Below are 18,698 nucleotides of genomic sequence, written 5' to 3'. Positions count from 1 at the left end.
ACGCATTGTTGAAGCCCGTGAGAAAGTGAAAACATCGCTTTGACGGGGTTTTGCCGCGTTGTGCGCGCCGCTCCCGAGCGCGTTCCGACCGGTCGGGGATAATTTTCACCAGGGGTTTCGTCACGCATGGTCGCCATAACCAATACCACCTCCTTGACCTTCCTGAAGGAGGCCATCGACACCACGCTCAGCGAAGCCGAGGCCAGCCTCGAGGCGTTCGCCGAGGATCGCGGCGACGCCGCCGTCCTGGACCACTGCGCCAGCGCCTTCCACCAGCTTCGCGGCATCTCCCAGGTGCTGGAGCTGAGTGCCGCCACGCTGATGAGCGAAGAGATGGAACTGGCCACCGAAGCCCTCAAGCGCCAGCACGATCGTGGCCTGGTTCAGGCTCTGGGCAACGCCATCGTGCTGCTCGGGCGCTACTATGAATACGTCCAACTCAAGGATCGCGCCCAGCCCGAACTGCTGATCGGCGGCATCAACGAATTACGCCGTGCGGGCGGCAAGTCCCTGATTCAGGAAAGTCATTTCTTCAGTGTCGATCTGTCCCGGGCCCGCGACCCGGTACCGGCGGCCGGCGATCCCTCGGCGCTGGCGTCCCAGGGCCGGCGCCTGCGTCATATGTATCAGGTGGGCCTGCTCGGTCTGCTGCGCGGGCAGAATCGGGATGCCCATCTCAAGCTCATGGCCCGCGCCCTGCAACGGGTCGATGCGCTGTGCGGCGACTGCGCGCTGGGCCGTTTCTGGTGGGTGGCGCGAGCCGCCACCGAGAGCCTGGCCGCCGATGGCATGGTGATCACGCCGGCGCGCAAGGCGCTGCTGGCCCAATACGACCGCCAGCTCAAGAAGCTGGTGTACGACGGCGAGCACGCACTGGGCAAGGAAGCGCCGCTGATGCTGATCAAGGAAAGCCTGTTTCTTGCCAGTCTGGGCTCCGGCGCCACGCCGGCGGCGCAGGAGGTTCGCCGGGTGTTCGGCGTCGGCGGGCGCATCAGCGACGCCGACCTGCAGCGTGAACTGGCGCTGATGACCGGCTCCCGGGGCTCGGTGATCCGCTCCGTGGCCGGTGCTCTGAAAGACGAGATCAACCAGATCAAGGATACCCTGGACCTGGCCGCCCAGGGCGTCGCCGACACCGATTACGCCGCCGTGGCCGGCGGCCTGCGCCGCATCGCCAGCACCCTCGAGATGGTCGGCAAGGAACAGGAAGCCACGGCGCTTCGCGAGCGCGCCGCCGCGATCGCCGACTGGCCGGCGGACACCGAGGTGGACAGCGTGGAGTTCCACGCCCTGGTGGACGATCTGCTGGCCGCCGAGAACACCGTTGCCAGCCTGGAGCGCAGCCTGGCGCCCAGCGACGACGTACGCCGTGACGCGACTAATAGCAGTATCTCCCTGTACCAGTTGGACGATGCCCGCATGACGGTGGTGGGAGAGTGCCGGGCCGGGCTGGCGCTGGCCAAGCGATCGCTGGCCAGTTTCATGGAAAATCACTGGGACCCGATGCACATCACCAACCTGCCGGGCACCTTCGCCACGATCTGCGGGGGGCTCATGTTCCTGGAGTTGGAGAGGGCCTGTCGGGTGATCGCCGCCTGCCGCCGCTATATCGAGGAACAACTGCTCAACGGCGATGAGCCACCGGGCCAGCCGGCCATGGAAACCCTTGCCGACGCTCTCACGGGGATTGATTATTATCTGGAGAGCATGGAAGAACAGAAACCGATTGGCGAAGGGGTGCTCGACGTGGCCGAACAGGCGGTGGCGGAACTGGGCTACCCGGCGACGGAGAACCCGAATGGCTGACACGCCGAACCCCATGGACCTGTCCGCCCCGGAACCTTCCCGGGCGGAAGAGGCCTGGGTGTTCGTGATCCACGAGCAGCAAATCTGCGTGGACACGGAACAACACCCCGGAGCGGGCATCCCCAGGCTGCCCGCCTTTTTGCTCCGGGGGCATCCCGATTATCGTTTCCTGGGCCTGTTGCACGACGAGCCCTGCTATGTGTGCCTGCAGGCCGATCACGAACTCGCCGACCGGCCGCTGTACCCGATGTCCCTGCGCCAGTTGCTGGGCCAGATGGACGAGGCGCTGTTCACCATGGCCGCCCGCGCCCTGCAAGTGATCAGCTGGCGTTACAACCATCGCTTCTGCAGCCGCTGTGGCACCGCCACCGAGCCCCATGCCACCGAGCTGACGATGATTTGCCCGGCCTGCGATTATCGTCAGTACCCGCGCATCACCCCCTGCGTGATCGCCCTGGTCACTGACGGCGACCATGCCCTGCTGGGCCATTCCGCGCGCTTTCCGGAAGGTTTCTATTCCTGCCTGGCCGGCTTCATGGAAGCCGGTGAAACCGCCGAGCAGGCGGTGCGCCGGGAAGTGATGGAGGAGAGTGGGGTGAGCCTGGGTGAGTTGCGTTACTTCGCCAGCCAGTCCTGGCCGTTTCCTCATTCGCTGATGCTGGGGTTCCACGCCGCCTACGCCGGCGGCGAGATCCGCATCGACGACGACGAGATCACCGATGCGCGCTGGTTCCACTACAGCGAGCTGCCGCAAATTCCACCGCCGGGCAGCATTGCCCGGTCCCTGATTGATGATTGGCGGGACAACCGATGAGTTTCAGTGTGGCGCCTTTTCTGATCCTGGCGGTGAGCCTGGTGCTGATCCTGGTGGGTGCCTGGGTACTGCTGCGCCATAAGTGGGTGTGGCAGTGGATCAAGGGCACCGCCGGCCTGGCTCTGGTGGCGCTGGCGGTTTACCTGGTGCTGGTGGCGCTCAACCTTTACAGCTTCCACGAGCTCAACGAGGAAGTTCCGGTGGCCACGGTGAGCTTTCGCGCCACCGGTGATCAGAGTTACATCGCCACCGTCACCCGTGACGACGGCAGCAGCGAGGACTTCCGCCTCAACGGTGATCAGTGGCAATTGGATGCCCGCATCGTCAAATGGAAGATGCCCTTCACGTTGCTGGGCCTCAAACCCGGCTATCAGCTCGACCGCATTCAGGGCCGTTATTTCGCTCTGGAGGACGAGCGCTCCAAGGAACGCACCGTGTACAGCCTGAGCAAGACGCCCCTGGGCATGGACGTTTGGAGCCATGCCCGCGAGGGCTGGAGTTTCCTGGTCGATGCGCGCTATGGTAGCGCGGCTTACCTGCCCATGGCGGACGGCGCCATTTTCGAGGTGACGGTGCCGCCGGCGGGCGGGTTGATCGGACGACCGCTCAACGGCAGCGCCCAGCGCGCCGTGGCGGGCTGGCAATAAACAGGACGGGTAACGGACACGGTGATCGATTTTCTTTATCAGTACGGCATGTTTCTCGCCAAGGTCGCCACCCTCGTGGTGGCGATTTTGATTGTGGTGGCGGGTATCGCCGCCACCGCCATGCGCAACCGCCAGCGTACCCCCCGGGAGGGGGAGCTGCGGGTACGCAGCCTCAACGAGGATTTCGAGGATCTGCGCGACAGCATCAGTTATCAGGTATTGCCGGCGGATGAGCGTAAGGCCGACGCCAAGAAAAAGCGCAAGGAAGAAAAGGCCAAGGCCAAGCAGCGCAAAAAGGCCGGGGCCGAGGCCAAGAGCAAGGCGCGTCTGTTCGTGCTCGATTTCGACGGTGATATCCAGGCCAGCGACGTGGAGCGGCTGCGCCGCGAGATCACCGCGGTGCTGGAAGTCGCCAATAAGGACGACGAAGTGTTGTTGCGCCTGGAAAGCCCCGGCGGCCTGGTGCACAGCTATGGCCTGGCGGCGTCGCAGCTGCGCCGTCTGCGTGGCCGGGGGCTCAAGCTCACCGTGGCGGTGGACCGGGTCGCCGCCAGTGGCGGCTATATGATGGCCTGTATTGGCGACCGCATTCTGGCGGCGCCCTTCGCGGTGATCGGCTCCATTGGCGTGGTCGCCCAGATCCCCAACTTCCATCGTCTGCTCAAGAAGAACGACGTGGACGTGGAGCTGATGACCGCCGGCGAATACAAGCGCACCCTGACCATGCTTGGCGAGAACACCGCCAAGGGGCGTGAGAAATTCCAGGAAGAACTGGAGGAGACCCACCAGCTGTTCAAGAGCTTCGTGCGCGAACACCGTCGCGGGCTGGACATCGACACCGTGGCCACCGGCGAGCACTGGTTCGGCACCCGCGCCCGGGACCTGGGCCTGGTGGACGATATCATGACCAGTGATGAATACTTGCAAGGGCGCAAGGAGCACGTGGACATCTACGAGCTCAACTGGGAATACAAGCGCAAGCTGGCGGAAAAACTGGGCTTTTCCCTGGAGGGCGCGGCGCAGCGCCTGATCGACCGTTTCTGGCACCGGGGTAGCCAGCGCCAGCTCCATTGATGCCCGACCAAAGGAGCTGACCCATGGGTTTCAAGGCACTGATCACCGAAAAGACCGACGATGGCTACCGCAGCCACGTGGGCGAACGGGAACTCACCGACCTGCCCGAGGGCGAGGTGCTGGTACGGGTCGCCTGGTCATCGCTCAACTTCAAGGACGCCCTGTCCGCCAGCGGCAATAAGGGCGTCACCCGCTCGTTTCCTCACACCCCCGGCATCGACGCCGTGGGCGTGGTGGAAGAGGCCGCCGCCGGACCGTTCAGCCCCGGCGACGTGGTCATCTGCACCGGCTACGACCTGGGCATGAACACCGCCGGCGGCTACGGGGATTACATCCGCGTGCCCGCCGAATGGCTGGCGCCGCTGCCGGCGGATTTGAGCCCCCGGGACGCCATGCTGCTGGGCACCGCCGGCCTCACCGCCGCGCTGTGCGTGGAGGCGCTGCTGGACACCGGCCTGCAGCCGGAGCAGGGCGAAGTGCTGGTCACCGGTGCCACCGGCGGCGTGGGCTGCACGGCGGTGTCGATTCTGTCGCGGTTGGGCTTCACCGTGGTGGCGGTTACCGGCAAGACGGACGCCCACGACTGGCTGCGCGAACTCGGCGCCGCCGAGATCCTGGGCCGGGACGCGCTTCTGGAGGGGCTCGAGAAGCCGCTGCTCAAGCCCCGCTGGGCCGGGGTGGTGGACTGCGTCGGCGGCGACGCCCTGGTGAGCGCGTTGAAGGGCCTTAAGTACGGTTGCAGCGCGGCCTGCTGCGGCCTGGCCGGCTCGCCGAAGCTGGAGAATGCCACCGTGTTCCCGTTCATCCTGCGCGGCGTCAACCTGCTCGGCGTGGACAGCGTTGAGTTGCCCTGCGAGGTCAAGCAGCAGATGTGGCAGCTGCTGGCCAGCGACTGGCGCCCCGACCTGGCCAAGCTGGAAGCCGCGGAAGTCACCCGCGACCAGTTGCCGGACTGGTTCGAGCGCATTCTCAAAGGCGGAGTGCGCGGGCGCGTGGTCGTCAAGATCGCGGACTGAACCAGGAGGCATCCGGTGGCCGAGAATCCCCCCTGGGCCAAGCTGGCCCTGCAACTGGACGGCGCCGGCGGCGCCGAGCCCTTCACGCTCGGCGAGCGGCTGCCCGAGCGGCGCGAGCCGGTCTGGGTGCATCTGGACTACACCGCCGACGACGCCTACCAGTGGCTGCTGGCGCAGCCGTCGATCCCCGATGCCGTGGCCGAGGCTCTGGTCACCCCGGATACTCGGCCCCGGGCGGCGGAGGTGGGCGGCGGGTTGCTGGTCTATCTACGCGGCGTGAATCTGTACCCGGACGCCCGCCCCGAGGACATGATCGCCATCCGTCTGTGGCTGAAGGACAACCTGATCATCAGCACCCAGAAGCGCCAGCTTTTCACCGTCAACGAGATCAGTGACAACCTGCTCAAGGGCGAGGGACCGGCGTCTGGTTCCGAATTGCTGGCCTGGCTGGTGGATGGGCTGACCTGGCGCATGGAGGACGTGATCGAGCGGCTGGAGGATCTGGTGGGGCAGTGCTCCGATGCGCTGGAACATTCGCCGGACCGGGCACTGACCCATGCCATCAGCGGCGTACGCCGGCGCGCCATTGCCCTGCGTCGCTATCTGGCGCCTCAGCGAGAGGCGATCAGCCGGCTGCAGGGCGACGCACGCCTGGACCGTGATGACGCGGAAATGGTCCGTGAAGCGGGAGACCGTCTGACACGCCTGGTGGAGGATCTGGACGCCGCCCGGGATCAGGCCACACTGCTCCAGGAAGAAGTGTTTTCGGTGCAGAACGAGGCGATCAATGATCGCATGTACCTGCTGGCGATCATCAGCGCGATCTTTCTGCCGCTGGGTTTTCTCACCGGCCTGTTCGGCATCAACATCGGCGGCATGCCCGGCGTCGAGGACCCGAACGCCTTCTGGTGGTTCCTGGGCTTTCTGGGGGTGATTTCGGTGTTCTTGCTGCTCTGGATGGTGCGCCAGCGCTGGTTCGGCGACCGCGCCAGCAAGGCGGTGCGCCTTGGGCGGTTGGGGGTGCTGACGCGCACCTCGTGGTTACTGCGCAAGAAGTGAATCAGAAGAGGCTCGGATTCCGGCTCGGCCGCATTGCGGCTGAAACGGTACGCCGCCCGCTCCTACCGCATTCTACTGCCGTAGGAGCGGGCGGCGTACCGCGTTAGCCGCGATGGGCGGTGGCTAGGCCGGCCTGCGCTGGTAAATCGGGCGTGGGTCGTGCACGTCGCCCTGATAGGTGATGGTGAACGGTCGCAGACCGTTTTCCAGTGCTTCCTCGATGTCCCGGTCGGCGCGCACCTCGAAGGCATTGAAGCCCACCCGGTGCAGATAGAACAACTGATCCTGCAGTACGTCTCCCACCGCGCGCACTTCGCCTTCGAAGCGGTAGCGGGTGCGCAGCTCGCGGGCGTAGGAGTAGCCGCGACCGTCCTTGAACGCCGGGAAATGCACCGCCACCAGCGGCAGGCGGGGCAGATCGTCGGCCAGATCCGCCGGCTCCTCGCCGGGCTCGAGGCACACCCCCACCGGATCGGCGCGCTCCAGCAGAGCGTCCCGGTGGGCTTTCCAGTAGGCCAGCGGTACGATCACCGCGCCTTTGTCCGGCAGGCCGTCGGCCTCCAGTTGCTCCGCGTCGAAACGGGTCCAGATGTTGGCGACGATCTCGCCGTCGACGATGACCCGCTCGGGGTTGGCGTTAGCCATAGACGCTCTCCTTGAACGGGTCCATGCCGATGCGCTCGTAGGTGTCGATGAAGGGCTCGTTTTCCAGGCGACGGTCCACGTAGGTATTGATGATCTTCTCGATCACGTCGGTGACCTCGTGGGACTCGAAGGAGGGGCCCATCTTCTCGCCGATGCGCGATATCTTGTCGCCGCGACCACCCAGGGTGATCTGGTAGAACTCCTTGCCTTTCTTGTCCACGCCGAGAATGCCGATATGGCCGATGTGGTGATGACCGCAGGCGTTCATGCAGCCGGAGATGTTGATGTCCAGCGGGCCCAGATCGTGCACGTAGTCGATGTCGTCGAAGCGGCGCTGAATGCCCTCGGCGATGGGCACGGACTTGGCGTTGGCCAGCGCGCACAGGTCACCGCCCGGGCAGGCGACGATGTCGGTGAGCAGCCCCAGGTTGGGGGTGGCGAAGCCGAGTGCGTCCAGCTCTTCCCAGACCACGAACAGATCATCCTTGGCGACGTCGGCGAGCACCATGTTCTGCTGGTGGGTATTGCGCACCTCGCCGAAGCTGTATTGGTCCGCCAGATCGGCCAGTTTCTCGAACTGCTCGTCGCTGATGTCACCGGGAATACGCCCGGTTTTCTTCAGGCTCACGGTCACCGCCCGGTAGCCGTCTTGCTTATGGGGCCGGGTATTGGTGTGGTACCAGCGGTTGAAGGCACGGTGTTCCTCCAGTGCCTTGTCCAGGACGCCGCTGTCCTGGCCGTCGCGGTAGTCGGGGCGGGTGAAGCACTCACGAATACGCGCTACTTCTTCCTCGGTGAGGGTCATGGAGCCGCCCTTGAGCTCGGCGAATTCCGCCTCCACCAGCTCGCGGAAACGGTCCGGCCCCAGGGCCTTGACCAGAATCTTGATGCGCGCCTTGTACTTGTTGTCCCGGTTACCGTATTTGTTGTACACCCGAAGGATCGCTTCCAGGTAGGCAAGCAGATCGCGCCAGGGCACCAATTCGCCGATCAGGGCACCGGTCATCGGGGTGCGGCCCAGGCCGCCGCCGGCCCACACCTGGAAGGCGGTCTCGCCGTCGGCGCCGTGCACCACCTGCACGCCGATGTCATGCACGCCAATCACCGCCGGGTCCGCGTCGGGCACCGCGTTCACGGCGATTTTGAACTTGCGCGGGAGGTAGGCGAATTCCGGGTTGAAGGTCGACCACTGACGAATGATCTCGCACCAGGGGCGGGGGTCTTCCACCTCACCGGGATTGACGCCGGCGTATTCGTCGGTGGTGATATTGCGAATGCAGTTGCCGCTGGTCTGGATCGCGTGCATCTGCACCTTGGCCAGTTCGGCGAGGATGTCCGGGACTTCCTCCACCTGGGGCCAGTTGAGCTGGATGTTCTGGCGGGTGCTGACGTGGGCAAAGCCCTTGTCGTACTCACGGGTGATCGCGCCCAGGGTACGCAACTGGGCGCTGGAAAGCATCCCATAGGGCACCGAGATGCGCAGCATGGGTGCGTAGCGCTGAATGTAGAGGCCGTTCTGCAAACGCAGGGCAAGGAACTCGTCCTCGCTCAACTGGCCGGCCAGGTAGCGCCGGGTCTGGTCGCGGTACTGGGCTACCCGCTCTTCCAGAAGCCGTTGATCGTAGTCCTGATAAACGTACATGAGATACCGTTGCGCACTGTTTAATGCATTGATTCGTAAAGAGTAATCTCTTTACCCATCGGATTTGGGCGGGAATGTAGCAAAGCCCGCTTATACTTAAAAGAAATATATTGCTATATCTCTAGGCGTACCTTGCATAAGCGGGCGGGGCAGGGCGGCGGGCGTCAGCCGCCCTGGGCGGCGCTGAGCACCATGTTCACGACGATGAACATGCCGATGACGATGGCGATCACCACCACCACGTAGACGCCGATGTAATCGCCGGCCTTGCCCTTCTCGAAGTCCCGTTCCCGGTTGGCGCCGCTCTGCACGCCGAAAACGGCGGCCAGCACGCTGTGCACCACCTGGATGAAACGGGGACGTTGATCCGGCTCTTTTTGTTCGTTGCTGCTCATGGTTACCTCGACAGGCGATCCGCACGGGTCACAATTCAATGCCGGCCCAGCCGCGCTTGAGCCACAGGCCGCACAGCAGGGAAGACGTAATCAGACGCTGCGCCGCCTGGGCCAGCCAGATGCCGAGCAACCCGTAACCCAGCACCGGCCCGATGATATAGGCCAGGGGCAAAAAGAAAAACCATTGGACCGCCAGGGTGACGACCATCACCGAGCGCGCCGCGCCGGCCCCCAGCAGCGCCTGGGTGAAGACGATGGCGACGCCGTCCAGGCAGATCGCCAGGCCGGTGATCATCAGTGGCAGGCGGCCCAGTTCCACCAGTTCCGGTTGTTTCAGGAACAACCCCAGTACCTGGTCGGGGATCAGCCACATCGGCAAGGCCAGCAGGAACAGCAGCACGATCGCCACCCGGGTGACGTCCCAGCCCCAACGGTAGGCGTCGTCCGGATCGCCGCGCCCCAGGGCCTGGCCGACCAGGGACGCCGCCGCCAGCCCCAGCCCGATGGCCGGCAGAATCAGAAACAGGATCAGGGTGATGAGAATGTGCGCCACCGCCACTTCCTCGGTGCCGACCCGGCCGATCACCCAGAACAGCAGGGTCAGGCCGCCGGCGAAGAAGAACTGCTGGACGCCGTTGGGCAGGCTGACGCGCAGAATGTGGCGGAAGGTCAGCGCCGGTGGCCATTCGCGCAGGAAACCGTGCTCGCGACCGTGGCGCCAGGTCTGCAACAGATACAGGCCGCTGCCGATGTACAGCGCCAGGCTGGTGCCCAGCCCGGCGCCGGCGGCGCCCAGGGCGGGCAGGCCGAGATGACCGAAGATCAGGCAATAGCTCAGCGCCACGTTGATCACATGGGTAATCACCAGGGTGCGCATGTACACCAGGGGGCGGTTGATGCCGTTCCAGTAACCGCGATAGCTGAAGTTCATGGCCACCGCCCAGACGCTGAGCAGGCGCATGTCCAGGTAGGCGCTACCGATCCGCGCCACCTCCGGGTCTGGCGCCAGCAGCCCCATGGCGGGCCGGCTGGCCACCCAGAACAGTAAGGAAATCGGCACCGCCAGGGCGAAGCCCAGCGCCAGCCCGGCGTTCAGCGGCACCGCGTAGTGGGCCTCGGCGCGCTCGCCCTTGCGGCGGGCCACCATGGCCTGAACGCCGGCGCCCAGGCCAATCACCACGCTGATCGACATGAAAGCGGCGTAACCGCCCAGTCCCACGCCCGCCAGAGCCTGGCCGCCCAGGCTGCCGACCATGGCGGCGTCCACCAGGTTGAGCAGGCTCTGGCTGGCCATGGCGGCCATGATCGGCAATGCCAGAGCAAGAATGCGTCGGCTGCGGAGTAGCACGGATCGAAGGGTCCCGGTCCAAGGAAGCGGGCACCTTAGCAGAAAGGCCGGTTCTACCCCAGCGATAGCGTGGGCCCATTGCAACCGGCCAGTACCTGACTAAAATAGTCAGGAAAGTGGCAACCGGGAAACGGCATGACCGAACCTTTTATCCGCATCACAGACTCCGCTCAGGAGTACCTGCGCGACCTGCTGTCCCGCCAGGACCAGGACGGCATCGGCGTGCGCATCTTCGTGGAACGCCCTGGCACCCCGCACGCGGAGTGCTGCATGGCCTACTGCCCGGACGGCGAGCAGGAAGACGAAGACGTGCGCTATGAATACGAAGGCTTCCACGCCTTCATCGAGGGCAAGAGCGTGCGTTACCTGGAAGACGCCGTGATCGACTTCAAGAAGGACTCCATGGGTGGCCAGCTTACCTTCCGCGCGCCGAAGTCGCGGGTACCGGACATCAGCCCGGACGCCACCCTGGAAGAGCGCATCAATTACATTCTGTACGCCGAGATCAATCCGAATCTGGCGGCTCACGGCGGCAACGTGCAGTTGCTGGAGCTCACCGACGAAAACGTGGCGATTCTCGAATTCGGCGGTGGCTGCCAGGGGTGCTCGGTGGTGGACGTGACCCTCAAGGATGGCGTGGAACGGACCCTGATGGAGCAGCTCCCGGAGCTTACCGGCGTGCGCGACAAGACCGACCACACCGTGACCGAGAACGCCTACTACCAGTAAGCCCCGCCTTGAACCCTACCCGCAGTTCGGCCGACGCCCGGCGGCCCGGGCCTGCTGGTAGATCGGCCGTACTTCCGGCAACCGTGCCTGCAGCCCTTGGATGCGGGTCTCGTTGCTGGGGTGGGTGGACAGCAATTCCGGAGGCGCCGAGCCGCCGGCGGCGGCCATGTTCCGCCACAGATCGACGCTCTGTTCCGGATTGAAGCCGGCTTCGGCCATCAGTTGCAGACCGACGACGTCCGCCTCCGCCTCGTGCTTGCGGCTGAACGGCAACTGCACGCCATACTGCGCGCCCACGCCGAGCAGGCCCATCAGCGTTTGTTTCTCGGCGCTGTCGCCGCCGGCGAGAGCGGCCACCAGCTGGGTGCCGGTCTGGGTGGCGTACTGAATCGACATGCGTTCATTGGAATGCTGGGCGATCACGTGACCCACTTCGTGGCCGATCACCGCCGCCAACTGGTCCTGGTTCTTGGCCACCTTGAGCAGGCCGGTATGCACGCCGATCTTGCCGCCGGGCAGGGCGAAGGCATTGGCGGAATCGTCCTTGAATACGGTGACTTCCCACTCCTGATCGGAGTCCACCACCGAGGTAATGGCGTCGGCCACGCACTGCACGTAGCGTGCTTCGGCGGTACCGCTGACCGTCGGTTGCTCCTGCTTCATCTCGGAATAGGCCTGAATCCCCATCTGGTCCATCTCCGAAGCCGGCAGCAACAGGAACTGCTGGCGGCCCAGCGGCGAAGTGGCGCAGGCGGCCAGCAACAGTACCGTCAGGGCGGGCAGGGCGAGACGTTTCATCGTATTGATACTCCTTTTGTTCATTTCCATTCGCGCAGGTGGCGGCGGGCGACCCAGAGTAGCCATGTGGACCACAGCCCGCCAGCCAATAATAGCAGCACGCCGAGCACGGAGATGCCCCAAGGGGCCGGTGGCACCCGACCGGCCAGCATCAGGCTGCCACCGATCAGGGCGGCGGCGGCCAGCAAGGTTTGTACCTGGCGGTACTGACCGCGTTCCAGCCGAGCCACCAGCGCCTCCAGATGGCGCGGGTCCAGGCCGTTCTCCTGGCCCGGGCGCGGCGCGCCCGGCGCGGTGGGCGGCGCGTAGGCGCGGTCGATCATCTCCAGGGCGCGCAGGCTCAGGCTGCGGGCCAGGCGGCGCGGGGAGTAGCGCTGGCGCACCAGCCGTTGCAGCAGTGGCCGGGCTTCCTCGATCAGGTCGAAATCCGGGTTGAGCAGCCGGCCGAACCCCTCCAGGGTCAGCAGCGCCTTGAGCAGCAGCGCGATGTCGGCGGGCAGCACCAGACCATGGTTGCGGATCAACGCGGTGATGTCGGTCAGCAGGGCGCCCAGATCCAGCTGCGCCAGGGGCAGGCCGTAATACAGCGAGACCACGTCCTCCACGTCCGCCACCAGAGCCTCGAACTGCACCGGCTGACCGTCGGACCAGCCGGCCAGCACCGCCGCCGCGTGTTCCGATTCCCGGGTGATCACGGCGCGCACCAGACGTACCACCTGGTCACGGCGTCCGTCGCTGAGCTTGCCAACCATGCCAAAGTCGAGCATGGCGATGCGGTTGTCGGGCAGGATCAGGAAATTGCCGGGGTGGGGGTCGGCGTGGAAGAAGCCGTCCTCCAGGGCCATTTTCCAGGCCACCAGGGCACCGCGCCGGGCGATCAGGGGCCGGTCCAGGCCGGCGGCGTCGAGTTGATCCAGGGCTCGGGCCGGGATGCCGTCGATGCGCTGCTGTACCTGCAAGGAGGGCCCGCTCAGGGTGCCGTACACCCGTGGCACGGTGAGCCACTTGAAGGCGCGCAGGTTGCGACGGATGCGCTCCGCGTTGCGCGCTTCGATGGTGAAATCCAGTTCCCGGGTCAGGGATCGGCGAAACTCGCGCACCAGTTCCACGGGGCGGTAGCGGCGTAGTTCCTCGGAGTTATCCGAGGCCAGCTTGGCGAGTTGATCCAGCAGCCGCAGATCGGAATGGATCATGGCCTCGATACCCGGCTTGCGCACCTTGATGACCACCCGGTCGCCGCGTCGGGTGACGGCGCCGTGCACCTGGGCGATGGAGGCCACCCCCAGGGGCTGTTCGTCGACGGCGGCGAACAGGCGCTCGAGAGGTTGGCCCAGGGCCGCTTCCACCGCCGGGCGCAGGCTGTCGAAGGGCAGCGGACGGGCGCGGTCCTGAAGGCGCTCGAACTGGTCGATCCAGTCCGGTGGGAACAGATCCACCCGGGTCGCCAGCACCTGGCCCAGCTTCACGTAGGTAGGCCCCATTTCCTCCAGGGCATGACGCAGGCGCTCGGCGGTGCCCATGCGCAGCATGCGGTGGTCGCCGCCGGCGCGCACCAGGCGGCCGGCCTGCTCCACCGGCGTCGCCAGCCCCAGCCGGCGCAGCATATCGGCGAAACCATACTTGAGAAGTACCGCCGCCAGTTGGTTGATACGGCGCAGATCGCGGCCGGTGTGCAGCAAATTCATGGTGTCAGGGTTCCTTGACGCCTTCCGCAGCCAGCAGCGCCTTCTTACGCGCCACGCCCCAGTGGTAGCCGCCCAGGCCACCGGCCCGGGGCACCACCCGGTGGCAGGGTACCAGCAAGGCGATGCGGTTGCTGCCCACGGCGCTGCCCACTGCCCGGGCCTGGCTACGGAGAGCATGGGCCAGCTCACCGTAGTGGCGGGTCTGGCCCGGGGGAATCTCCAGCAGGGCACGCCAGACCGCCCGCTGGAACGGCGTACCCACCAGGTGCAGCGGGGTCGCCGCTGGCGCCGCCAACAGGTTGGCGATGGCGCCTTGGTCGGCGGCCTCCAGGGAAGCCTTGGGGAAGCGCCGCGCCAGTTGCGCGCGGCCGTCATCGACGTCCTCGGCGAAACTCAGCATTACCAGCCCATGGGATGACCATGCCGCCACCATGCCGCCGTGCTCGGTGTCGGCGAAGGTCCAGGTCAGGGCACCGCCGAAGCGGTCGTCCTCGGCGGCAACCCGGGCTGCCGGCAAGGCGCCCCGGACCGGTTCCGGCAGGCGCCGGCGCAGCCAGTCCTCCAGCGCTTCGGCAATGCGTTCCGGGCGATCCTCCGGCACGTAATGAAGGCCCCGGCCGCCGTCCACCACTTCCAGATCGGGCAGGCGCTGGGCCAGCCAGGCGACCCGGCTGCGGCCAAGCACCGCGCCGGGGTGAAAATGCAGCAGCAACATGGGCTGCGGCATGCCGGCCAGGCCCCGCTCGATCTCCTCGATGGCGCGGTGGGCCTCGGTGTCGCGGTCATTGATCGGCAGTTCGCCAGGAAACACGCGGATCGGATAGCGGCTGCGCGCATCCGGGAAGGGGGCGCGATAGGCGGCCATGACACTGCGGGGCAGTGGCCGGAAGGTGCTCAGGCGCAGTACCAGATCGACAAACAGGTTGTGCCGCTGCAGCAACCAGTAGGACAGGCGCTGGCGGCGAAACGCGAAGAACAACGGCCGTGCCGCCAGCGGGAATTCTTCCCAATCGAAGGTGAACGGGAAGGTTTCCATGAAGCACAGCCGCGCCACCCGGCGCGGTTCCTGCTGCGCCAGCCGGAAGCCGATGGGCCCGCCCCAGTCGTGCAGCACCAGGGTCACGTCCTTGAGGTCCAGGGCGGCGACGAATTCGCGGATGTAGTGGTAATGGGTCAGGAAGCGGTAATCCAGCTCCGGCTTGTCGCTGCGGCCAAAGCCGATCAGATCCGGCGCCACGCAGCGGTAACGGTCGCGCAGCGGCTTGATCACGTTGCGCCACAGGTAGCTGCTGGTGGGGTTGCCGTGCAGGAACAGCAGGGTGGGGCCCTGTCCCTCGTCGATGTAATGCAGGCGATGACCGTCTATGGTCTGGTAGCGCGAGGTGAACGGGTAGTCGGCGAATCCCATGCCATGCGTCCCGGCGGCTTTTCTGGCAAGATGCCACGGCCCCGATGACGACTGCAAGCGTGATGACCATGGCGAAACCCTTCGTGCGCAAGGACCTGGTGGAAGTAAAGGAAAGCCCGATCCATGGCCGTGGGCTGTTCGCCCGGGCGGCCATCCCCCGCGATACCGTGCTGGGCGTGCTCAAGACCAAGCCGGCCAGGGGTGACGGTCCCTATGTGCTGTGGCTGGACGACGAGGGCGAGGAGCGTTACCGGGTGCTCTGCGACCTGCGCTACATCAACCACGCCAAGAAGCCGAACGTGGCTTATTACGACGACCTCACCGTGGTGGCCCTGAAGAACATCAAGACGGGGCAGGAATTGCTGCACGATTACGGCGAGGACTGGAGCTGATCGCGATCCGGAATTGCCGTAGGAGCGACTTCAGTCGCGATCGCCTTCAGAACGGCACCGGTGAATGGAATTCGCTCCATAAACCGGTGATCGGATGGTTGAACGCCAGCGTCTCGGCGTGCAGCAGCAAGCGATCGCTGCGTCCCAGCACCTCCGCCGGCGCGTACAGGTCGCAGCCCAGAATCGGGTGGCCGATTTCCCGGCAATGAATGCGCAGTTGGTGGCTGCGGCCGGTGACCGGCATCAGCCGCAGGCGGGTGTGTTGCTGGTTTGGGTCGCGCTCCAGCACCCGCCAGCGGGTAAGCGCCGGCTTGCCGGTTTCGAAACACACCTTCTGCAGCGGCCGGTTGGGCCAGTCGGGGCACAGCGGCAGGTCGATCTCACCTTGCTCCTCGCCCACCAGCCCTTGCACCACCGCCTGATAGGCCTTGGCGACCCGGCGCTGCTGGAAAGCGCGGCTCAGGCCACTCTGCGCCGCCCGGGTCAGGGCAAATACCATCACTCCCGAGGTGTCCAGGTCCAGGCGGTGCACCAGACACAGCTCCGGATCGCGCTGCTTGAGACGGGTGGTAACGCAATCCCGGTTTTCCGGAGCGCGGCCCGGCACGCTGAGCAGGAACGGCGGTTTATTCACCACCAGAATATGGTCGTCCCGGTACAGCTCGGTGACCGGTTCCCGGCATTCGGGCACGATGTAGCGCGCCGGCTGCTCGGCGCGGGTAGGGCGGCGCGGCCCGCCGCCCGAGTCCCGGTCACCGTCCCCAGACAATGTCGTGGACGTCCTGGTAGCGTTCCGCGAAGTGCACGGTCATGCCCTTCTTGAGATAGTCCGGCAATTCCTTGTAGTCCCGCTCGCAGGCCTTGGGCAGGATCAGCTCGCGGATGCCGACCCGGCGCGCGGCGATCACTTTTTCGCGGATGCCGCCCACCGCCAGCACCTGGCCGGTGAGGGTCAGCTCGCCGGTCATCGCCAGCTTGCGCGGTAGCCGCTTGCCGGTGGCCAGGGACACCAGGGCGGTGGCCATGGTGATGCCGGCGCTGGGGCCGTCCTTGGGCGTGGCCCCCTCCGGCACGTGCAGGTGCACGAAGGATTCATCGAACCAGTCGGCACTGCCGCCGAACCTGGGCAGGTGGCTGGCCACATAGCTGTAAGCGATTTCCGCCGATTCTCTCATCACATCGCCAAGCTGGCCGGTCTGCTTGAAGCCGCGCTGATGGGCGTGCACCTGGGTAGCCTCGATGGACAGGGTGGCGCCGCCCATGGCGGTCCAGGCCAGGCCGGTGACCACGCCGACTCCACGCTGGGTCTTCTCTTTCTGGAAATAGGGCTGCCCGAGAAACTCCTCCAGGTTCTTGCCGGTAACGCTAAGCTTCTTCTCGCCGGACAGCAGCCGCACCGCCGCCTTGCGGATGATCTTGTTGAGCTGCTTCTCCAGGTTGCGCACGCCGGCTTCCCGGGCGTAGCCCTCGGCGATTTCCTTGAGCGCGCTGTCGCTGATCTTCAGCTGGGCCGGTTTCACGCCGGCCCGTTCCAGCGCCCGGGGCCACAGGTGGTTGCGGGCGATGGCCACCTTTTCCTCGGTGATGTAGCCGCTCAGACGGATCACTTCCATGCGATCCAGCAGCGGGCCGGGGATCGAGTCCAGAGTGTTGGCGGTGCACACGAACAGGCAGTGGCTCAAGTCCAGGCGCTGATCCAGATAGTGGTCCAGGAAGTCCTGGTTCTGTTCCGGGTCGAGCACCTCCAGCAGCGCGGAGGCCGGGTCGCCCTGGAACGATTGGCCGAGCTTGTCGATCTCGTCGAGCATGATCACCGGGTTGCCGGTGCCGGCGTCCTTGAGCGCCTGGGTGAGCTTGCCGGGCAGGGCGCCGATATAGGTGCGGCGGTGACCCTTGATCTCGGCCTCGTCACGCATGCCGCCGAGACTCAGGCGGTAGAAGCGGCGGTCCAGAGCCTCGGCGATGGAGCGGCCAATACTGGTCTTGCCGACACCGGGCGGGCCCACCAACAGCAGGATCGAGCCTTTTACTTCGCCGCGCATGGCGCCCACGGCAAGAAATTCGATGATGCGGTCCTTCACGTCGGTGAGGCCGCTGTGGTGTTCTTCCAGGGTGGCGCGGGCGTGGCCCAGGTCCAGGTTGTCCTCGGAGTAGACGCCCCAGGGCACGCTGGTCAGCCAGTCCAGATAGTTGCGGGTGACCGCGTATTCCGGCGAGCCGGATTCCAGCACGCTGAATTTGCGTAGCTCTTCCTCGAAGCGTTTCTTCACCGCCTCCGGCGGCTTCAGGGCTTCCATGCGCTCGCGGAACTCGTCCGCGTCGGCGGTGCGGTCGTCTTTCTCCAGGCCCAGCTCCCGCTGGATTACCTTGAGCTGCTCCTTGAGGAAGAACTCGCGCTGATGCTTGGTGATCTTTTCGTTGACCTCCTCACGCAGCTGGTTCTGCAACCGAGCTACTTCCACTTCTTTTTTCACCAGGGTGAGCACCCGCTCCATGCGCGCGCGCAGTGGCACGGTTTCCAGGATTTCCTGCAGTTCATCGCCACTGGCGCTGGTCAGGGAAGCGGCGAAGTCGGTAAGCGGCGACGGGTCCCGGGGGGAGAAGTTCTGCAGGTAGTGCTTGAGTCCCTCGTTATAGAGCGGATTGAGGGGCAGCAGCTCCTTGATGGTGTTGATGATCGCCATGGCGTAGGCGCGCAGGCCCTCATCCAGCTCGTCGCGGGATTCCGGGTAACTGACCTCGGCCATGAACGGGCGTTTGCGACTAAGGAAACCCTCCACGCGGAAGCGGGCCAGACCCTGGGCCACTACCTGGAGCTGGTTGTCCTCGCCGTTGACGGCGTGGATCTTCACCAGGCAGCCATATTGGGGGAACTGCTCCGGGTCAACGTCGTCCGGGTCGCGGTCGCCTACGTAGACCAGGCCGAGCGCATGGTGGGGCGTCTGGCCGACCCGTTCCAGGGTGGCGCGCCATTGCTCGGCGTCGAGCAGCAGTGGCTGCACCAGGCCGGGCATGAAGGGGCGCTCGCGTACCGGGATCAGATAAACCCGTTGCGGCAGGGTTTTATCGGGCAGCGCCAGAGCGCCTTGCGGGGTACCTTGTTCGATGGTGGTCTGATTATCGTCCTGACTCATTGACTCGACTCGCTGACAAGCATCACGGAAAACGAATGCATTAAAAGATGGCGCCGGCTATCACGTTTTCAATGGCTCATCGTGCTTGTCGTGGGCATGTAGGAGC

17 protein-coding genes are annotated in these 18,698 nt (G+C 65.5%); 8 read left to right on the top strand and 9 right to left on the bottom strand.

The features are described 5' to 3' along the window. Nucleotides 1-126: 126 nt before the first annotated feature. From JF515_RS00260 to JF515_RS00235, 6 genes are read left to right on the top strand one after another with little or no spacing between them, the layout of a single operon-like run. Complete coding sequence (locus tag JF515_RS00260) at nt 127-1,806, top strand: hypothetical protein (protein WP_203099778.1); 1,680 nt, start codon at nt 127-129, stop codon at nt 1,804-1,806. Continuing rightward, entirely contained in the window at nt 1,799-2,620 is an 822-nt protein-coding gene (gene nudC, locus JF515_RS00255; protein ID WP_238400752.1) for an NAD(+) diphosphatase, read from the top strand. The genes JF515_RS00260 and nudC overlap by 8 nt, the downstream gene beginning before the upstream one ends. Beyond that, entirely contained in the window at nt 2,617-3,267 is a 651-nt protein-coding gene (locus JF515_RS00250) for a hypothetical protein (protein ID WP_203099776.1), read from the top strand. Before nudC ends, JF515_RS00250 begins: the two co-directional genes overlap by 4 nt. A gap of 21 nt (nt 3,268-3,288) precedes the next feature. Further along, a complete protein-coding gene (sohB, locus tag JF515_RS00245) occupies nt 3,289-4,341 on the top strand; it encodes a protease SohB (protein ID WP_203099774.1) in 1,053 nt (350 codons plus the stop codon). A gap of 23 nt (nt 4,342-4,364) precedes the next feature. After that, the gene (locus JF515_RS00240; RefSeq protein ID WP_203099772.1) at nt 4,365-5,357 is read left to right on the top strand and encodes a YhdH/YhfP family quinone oxidoreductase; all 993 of its coding nucleotides are present in this window, start codon (nt 4,365-4,367) and stop codon (nt 5,355-5,357) included. A 15-nt stretch (nt 5,358-5,372) separates the two neighbouring features. Next, complete coding sequence (locus tag JF515_RS00235; protein ID WP_203099770.1) at nt 5,373-6,416, top strand: CorA family divalent cation transporter; 1,044 nt, start codon at nt 5,373-5,375, stop codon at nt 6,414-6,416. 123 nt (nt 6,417-6,539) lie between these two features. Here the strand turns inward: JF515_RS00235 and JF515_RS00230 are convergent, their stop codons facing one another. From JF515_RS00230 to JF515_RS00215, 4 genes are all read right to left on the bottom strand, one after another. Next, entirely contained in the window at nt 6,540-7,061 is a 522-nt protein-coding gene (locus tag JF515_RS00230; protein ID WP_203099768.1) for a DUF934 domain-containing protein, read from the bottom strand. Then, entirely contained in the window at nt 7,054-8,703 is a 1,650-nt protein-coding gene (locus tag JF515_RS00225; protein WP_203099766.1) for a nitrite/sulfite reductase, read from the bottom strand. The genes JF515_RS00230 and JF515_RS00225 overlap by 8 nt, the downstream gene beginning before the upstream one ends. 164 nt (nt 8,704-8,867) lie before the next feature. Further along, nucleotides 8,868-9,098, bottom strand: coding sequence for a DUF2970 domain-containing protein (locus JF515_RS00220; RefSeq protein WP_203099764.1), 231 nt, complete (start codon nt 9,096-9,098; stop codon nt 8,868-8,870). 28 nt (nt 9,099-9,126) lie between these two features. Beyond that, nucleotides 9,127-10,446 (bottom strand): MATE family efflux transporter, encoded by a 1,320-nt coding sequence (locus JF515_RS00215; protein ID WP_338015149.1) that lies wholly within the window; start codon nt 10,444-10,446, stop codon nt 9,127-9,129. Nucleotides 10,447-10,581: 135 nt separating this feature from the next. Here JF515_RS00215 and nfuA point away from each other — a divergent pair, with 135 nt between their 5' ends. Continuing rightward, nucleotides 10,582-11,175, top strand: a complete 594-nt coding sequence (gene nfuA / locus JF515_RS00210; protein WP_203099762.1) for a Fe-S biogenesis protein NfuA — start codon at nt 10,582-10,584, stop codon at nt 11,173-11,175. 15 nt (nt 11,176-11,190) lie between these two features. Here the strand turns inward: nfuA and JF515_RS00205 are convergent, their stop codons facing one another. Genes JF515_RS00205 through JF515_RS00195 form a run of 3 tightly spaced genes read right to left on the bottom strand, consistent with a single transcriptional unit; the run spans nt 11,191 to nt 15,066 of the window. Further along, the gene (locus JF515_RS00205; RefSeq protein WP_203099760.1) at nt 11,191-11,973 is read right to left on the bottom strand and encodes a M48 family metallopeptidase; all 783 of its coding nucleotides are present in this window, start codon (nt 11,971-11,973) and stop codon (nt 11,191-11,193) included. Nucleotides 11,974-11,993: 20 nt separating this feature from the next. Next, nucleotides 11,994-13,658, bottom strand: coding sequence for an ABC1 kinase family protein (locus tag JF515_RS00200; protein WP_203099758.1), 1,665 nt, complete (start codon nt 13,656-13,658; stop codon nt 11,994-11,996). Nucleotides 13,659-13,662: 4 nt separating this feature from the next. Continuing rightward, the gene (locus JF515_RS00195) at nt 13,663-15,066 is read right to left on the bottom strand and encodes a haloalkane dehalogenase (RefSeq protein ID WP_203099756.1); all 1,404 of its coding nucleotides are present in this window, start codon (nt 15,064-15,066) and stop codon (nt 13,663-13,665) included. A 44-nt stretch (nt 15,067-15,110) separates the two neighbouring features. Here JF515_RS00195 and JF515_RS00190 point away from each other — a divergent pair, with 44 nt between their 5' ends. Continuing rightward, the gene (locus JF515_RS00190; protein ID WP_338015148.1) at nt 15,111-15,458 is read left to right on the top strand and encodes an SET domain-containing protein; all 348 of its coding nucleotides are present in this window, start codon (nt 15,111-15,113) and stop codon (nt 15,456-15,458) included. Nucleotides 15,459-15,504: 46 nt separating this feature from the next. On the opposite strand, the gene JF515_RS00185 is transcribed toward JF515_RS00190, so the two are convergent. After that, entirely contained in the window at nt 15,505-16,227 is a 723-nt protein-coding gene (locus JF515_RS00185; RefSeq protein WP_425305596.1) for an RluA family pseudouridine synthase, read from the bottom strand. Next, nucleotides 16,211-18,592, bottom strand: a complete 2,382-nt coding sequence (gene lon, locus JF515_RS00180) for an endopeptidase La (protein WP_203099754.1) — start codon at nt 18,590-18,592, stop codon at nt 16,211-16,213. Before lon ends, JF515_RS00185 begins: the two co-directional genes overlap by 17 nt. Between the last annotated feature and the right edge of the window lie 106 nt (nt 18,593-18,698).

The sequence above is a fragment of the Alloalcanivorax marinus genome (genome assembly GCF_016785095.1).
In the GTDB taxonomy this organism is placed as follows: domain Bacteria; phylum Pseudomonadota; class Gammaproteobacteria; order Pseudomonadales; family Alcanivoracaceae; genus Alloalcanivorax; species Alloalcanivorax marinus_A.
This window is presented reverse-complemented; position numbering and strand designations above follow the sequence as displayed.

Excerpts from the sequence above, each read along its gene's own strand:
- JF515_RS00260 (WP_203099778.1), top strand. The coding sequence starts at position 127 with ATGGTCGCCATAACCAATACCACCTCCTTGACCTTCCTGAAGGAGGCC.
- nudC (WP_238400752.1), top strand. The coding sequence starts at position 1,799 with ATGGCTGACACGCCGAACCCCATGGACCTGTCCGCCCCGGAACCTTCC.
- JF515_RS00250 (WP_203099776.1), top strand. The coding sequence starts at position 2,617 with ATGAGTTTCAGTGTGGCGCCTTTTCTGATCCTGGCGGTGAGCCTGGTG.
- JF515_RS00240 (WP_203099772.1), top strand. The coding sequence starts at position 4,365 with ATGGGTTTCAAGGCACTGATCACCGAAAAGACCGACGATGGCTACCGC.
- JF515_RS00230 (WP_203099768.1), bottom strand. The coding sequence starts at position 7,061 with ATGGCTAACGCCAACCCCGAGCGGGTCATCGTCGACGGCGAGATCGTC.
- JF515_RS00225 (WP_203099766.1), bottom strand. The coding sequence starts at position 8,703 with ATGTACGTTTATCAGGACTACGATCAACGGCTTCTGGAAGAGCGGGTA.
- JF515_RS00220 (WP_203099764.1), bottom strand. The coding sequence starts at position 9,098 with ATGAGCAGCAACGAACAAAAAGAGCCGGATCAACGTCCCCGTTTCATC.
- nfuA (WP_203099762.1), top strand. The coding sequence starts at position 10,582 with ATGACCGAACCTTTTATCCGCATCACAGACTCCGCTCAGGAGTACCTG.
- JF515_RS00205 (WP_203099760.1), bottom strand. The coding sequence starts at position 11,973 with ATGAAACGTCTCGCCCTGCCCGCCCTGACGGTACTGTTGCTGGCCGCC.
- JF515_RS00200 (WP_203099758.1), bottom strand. The coding sequence starts at position 13,658 with ATGAATTTGCTGCACACCGGCCGCGATCTGCGCCGTATCAACCAACTG.
- JF515_RS00195 (WP_203099756.1), bottom strand. The coding sequence starts at position 15,066 with ATGGGATTCGCCGACTACCCGTTCACCTCGCGCTACCAGACCATAGAC.
- JF515_RS00190 (WP_338015148.1), top strand. The coding sequence starts at position 15,111 with ATGACGACTGCAAGCGTGATGACCATGGCGAAACCCTTCGTGCGCAAG.
- lon (WP_203099754.1), bottom strand. The coding sequence starts at position 18,592 with ATGAGTCAGGACGATAATCAGACCACCATCGAACAAGGTACCCCGCAA.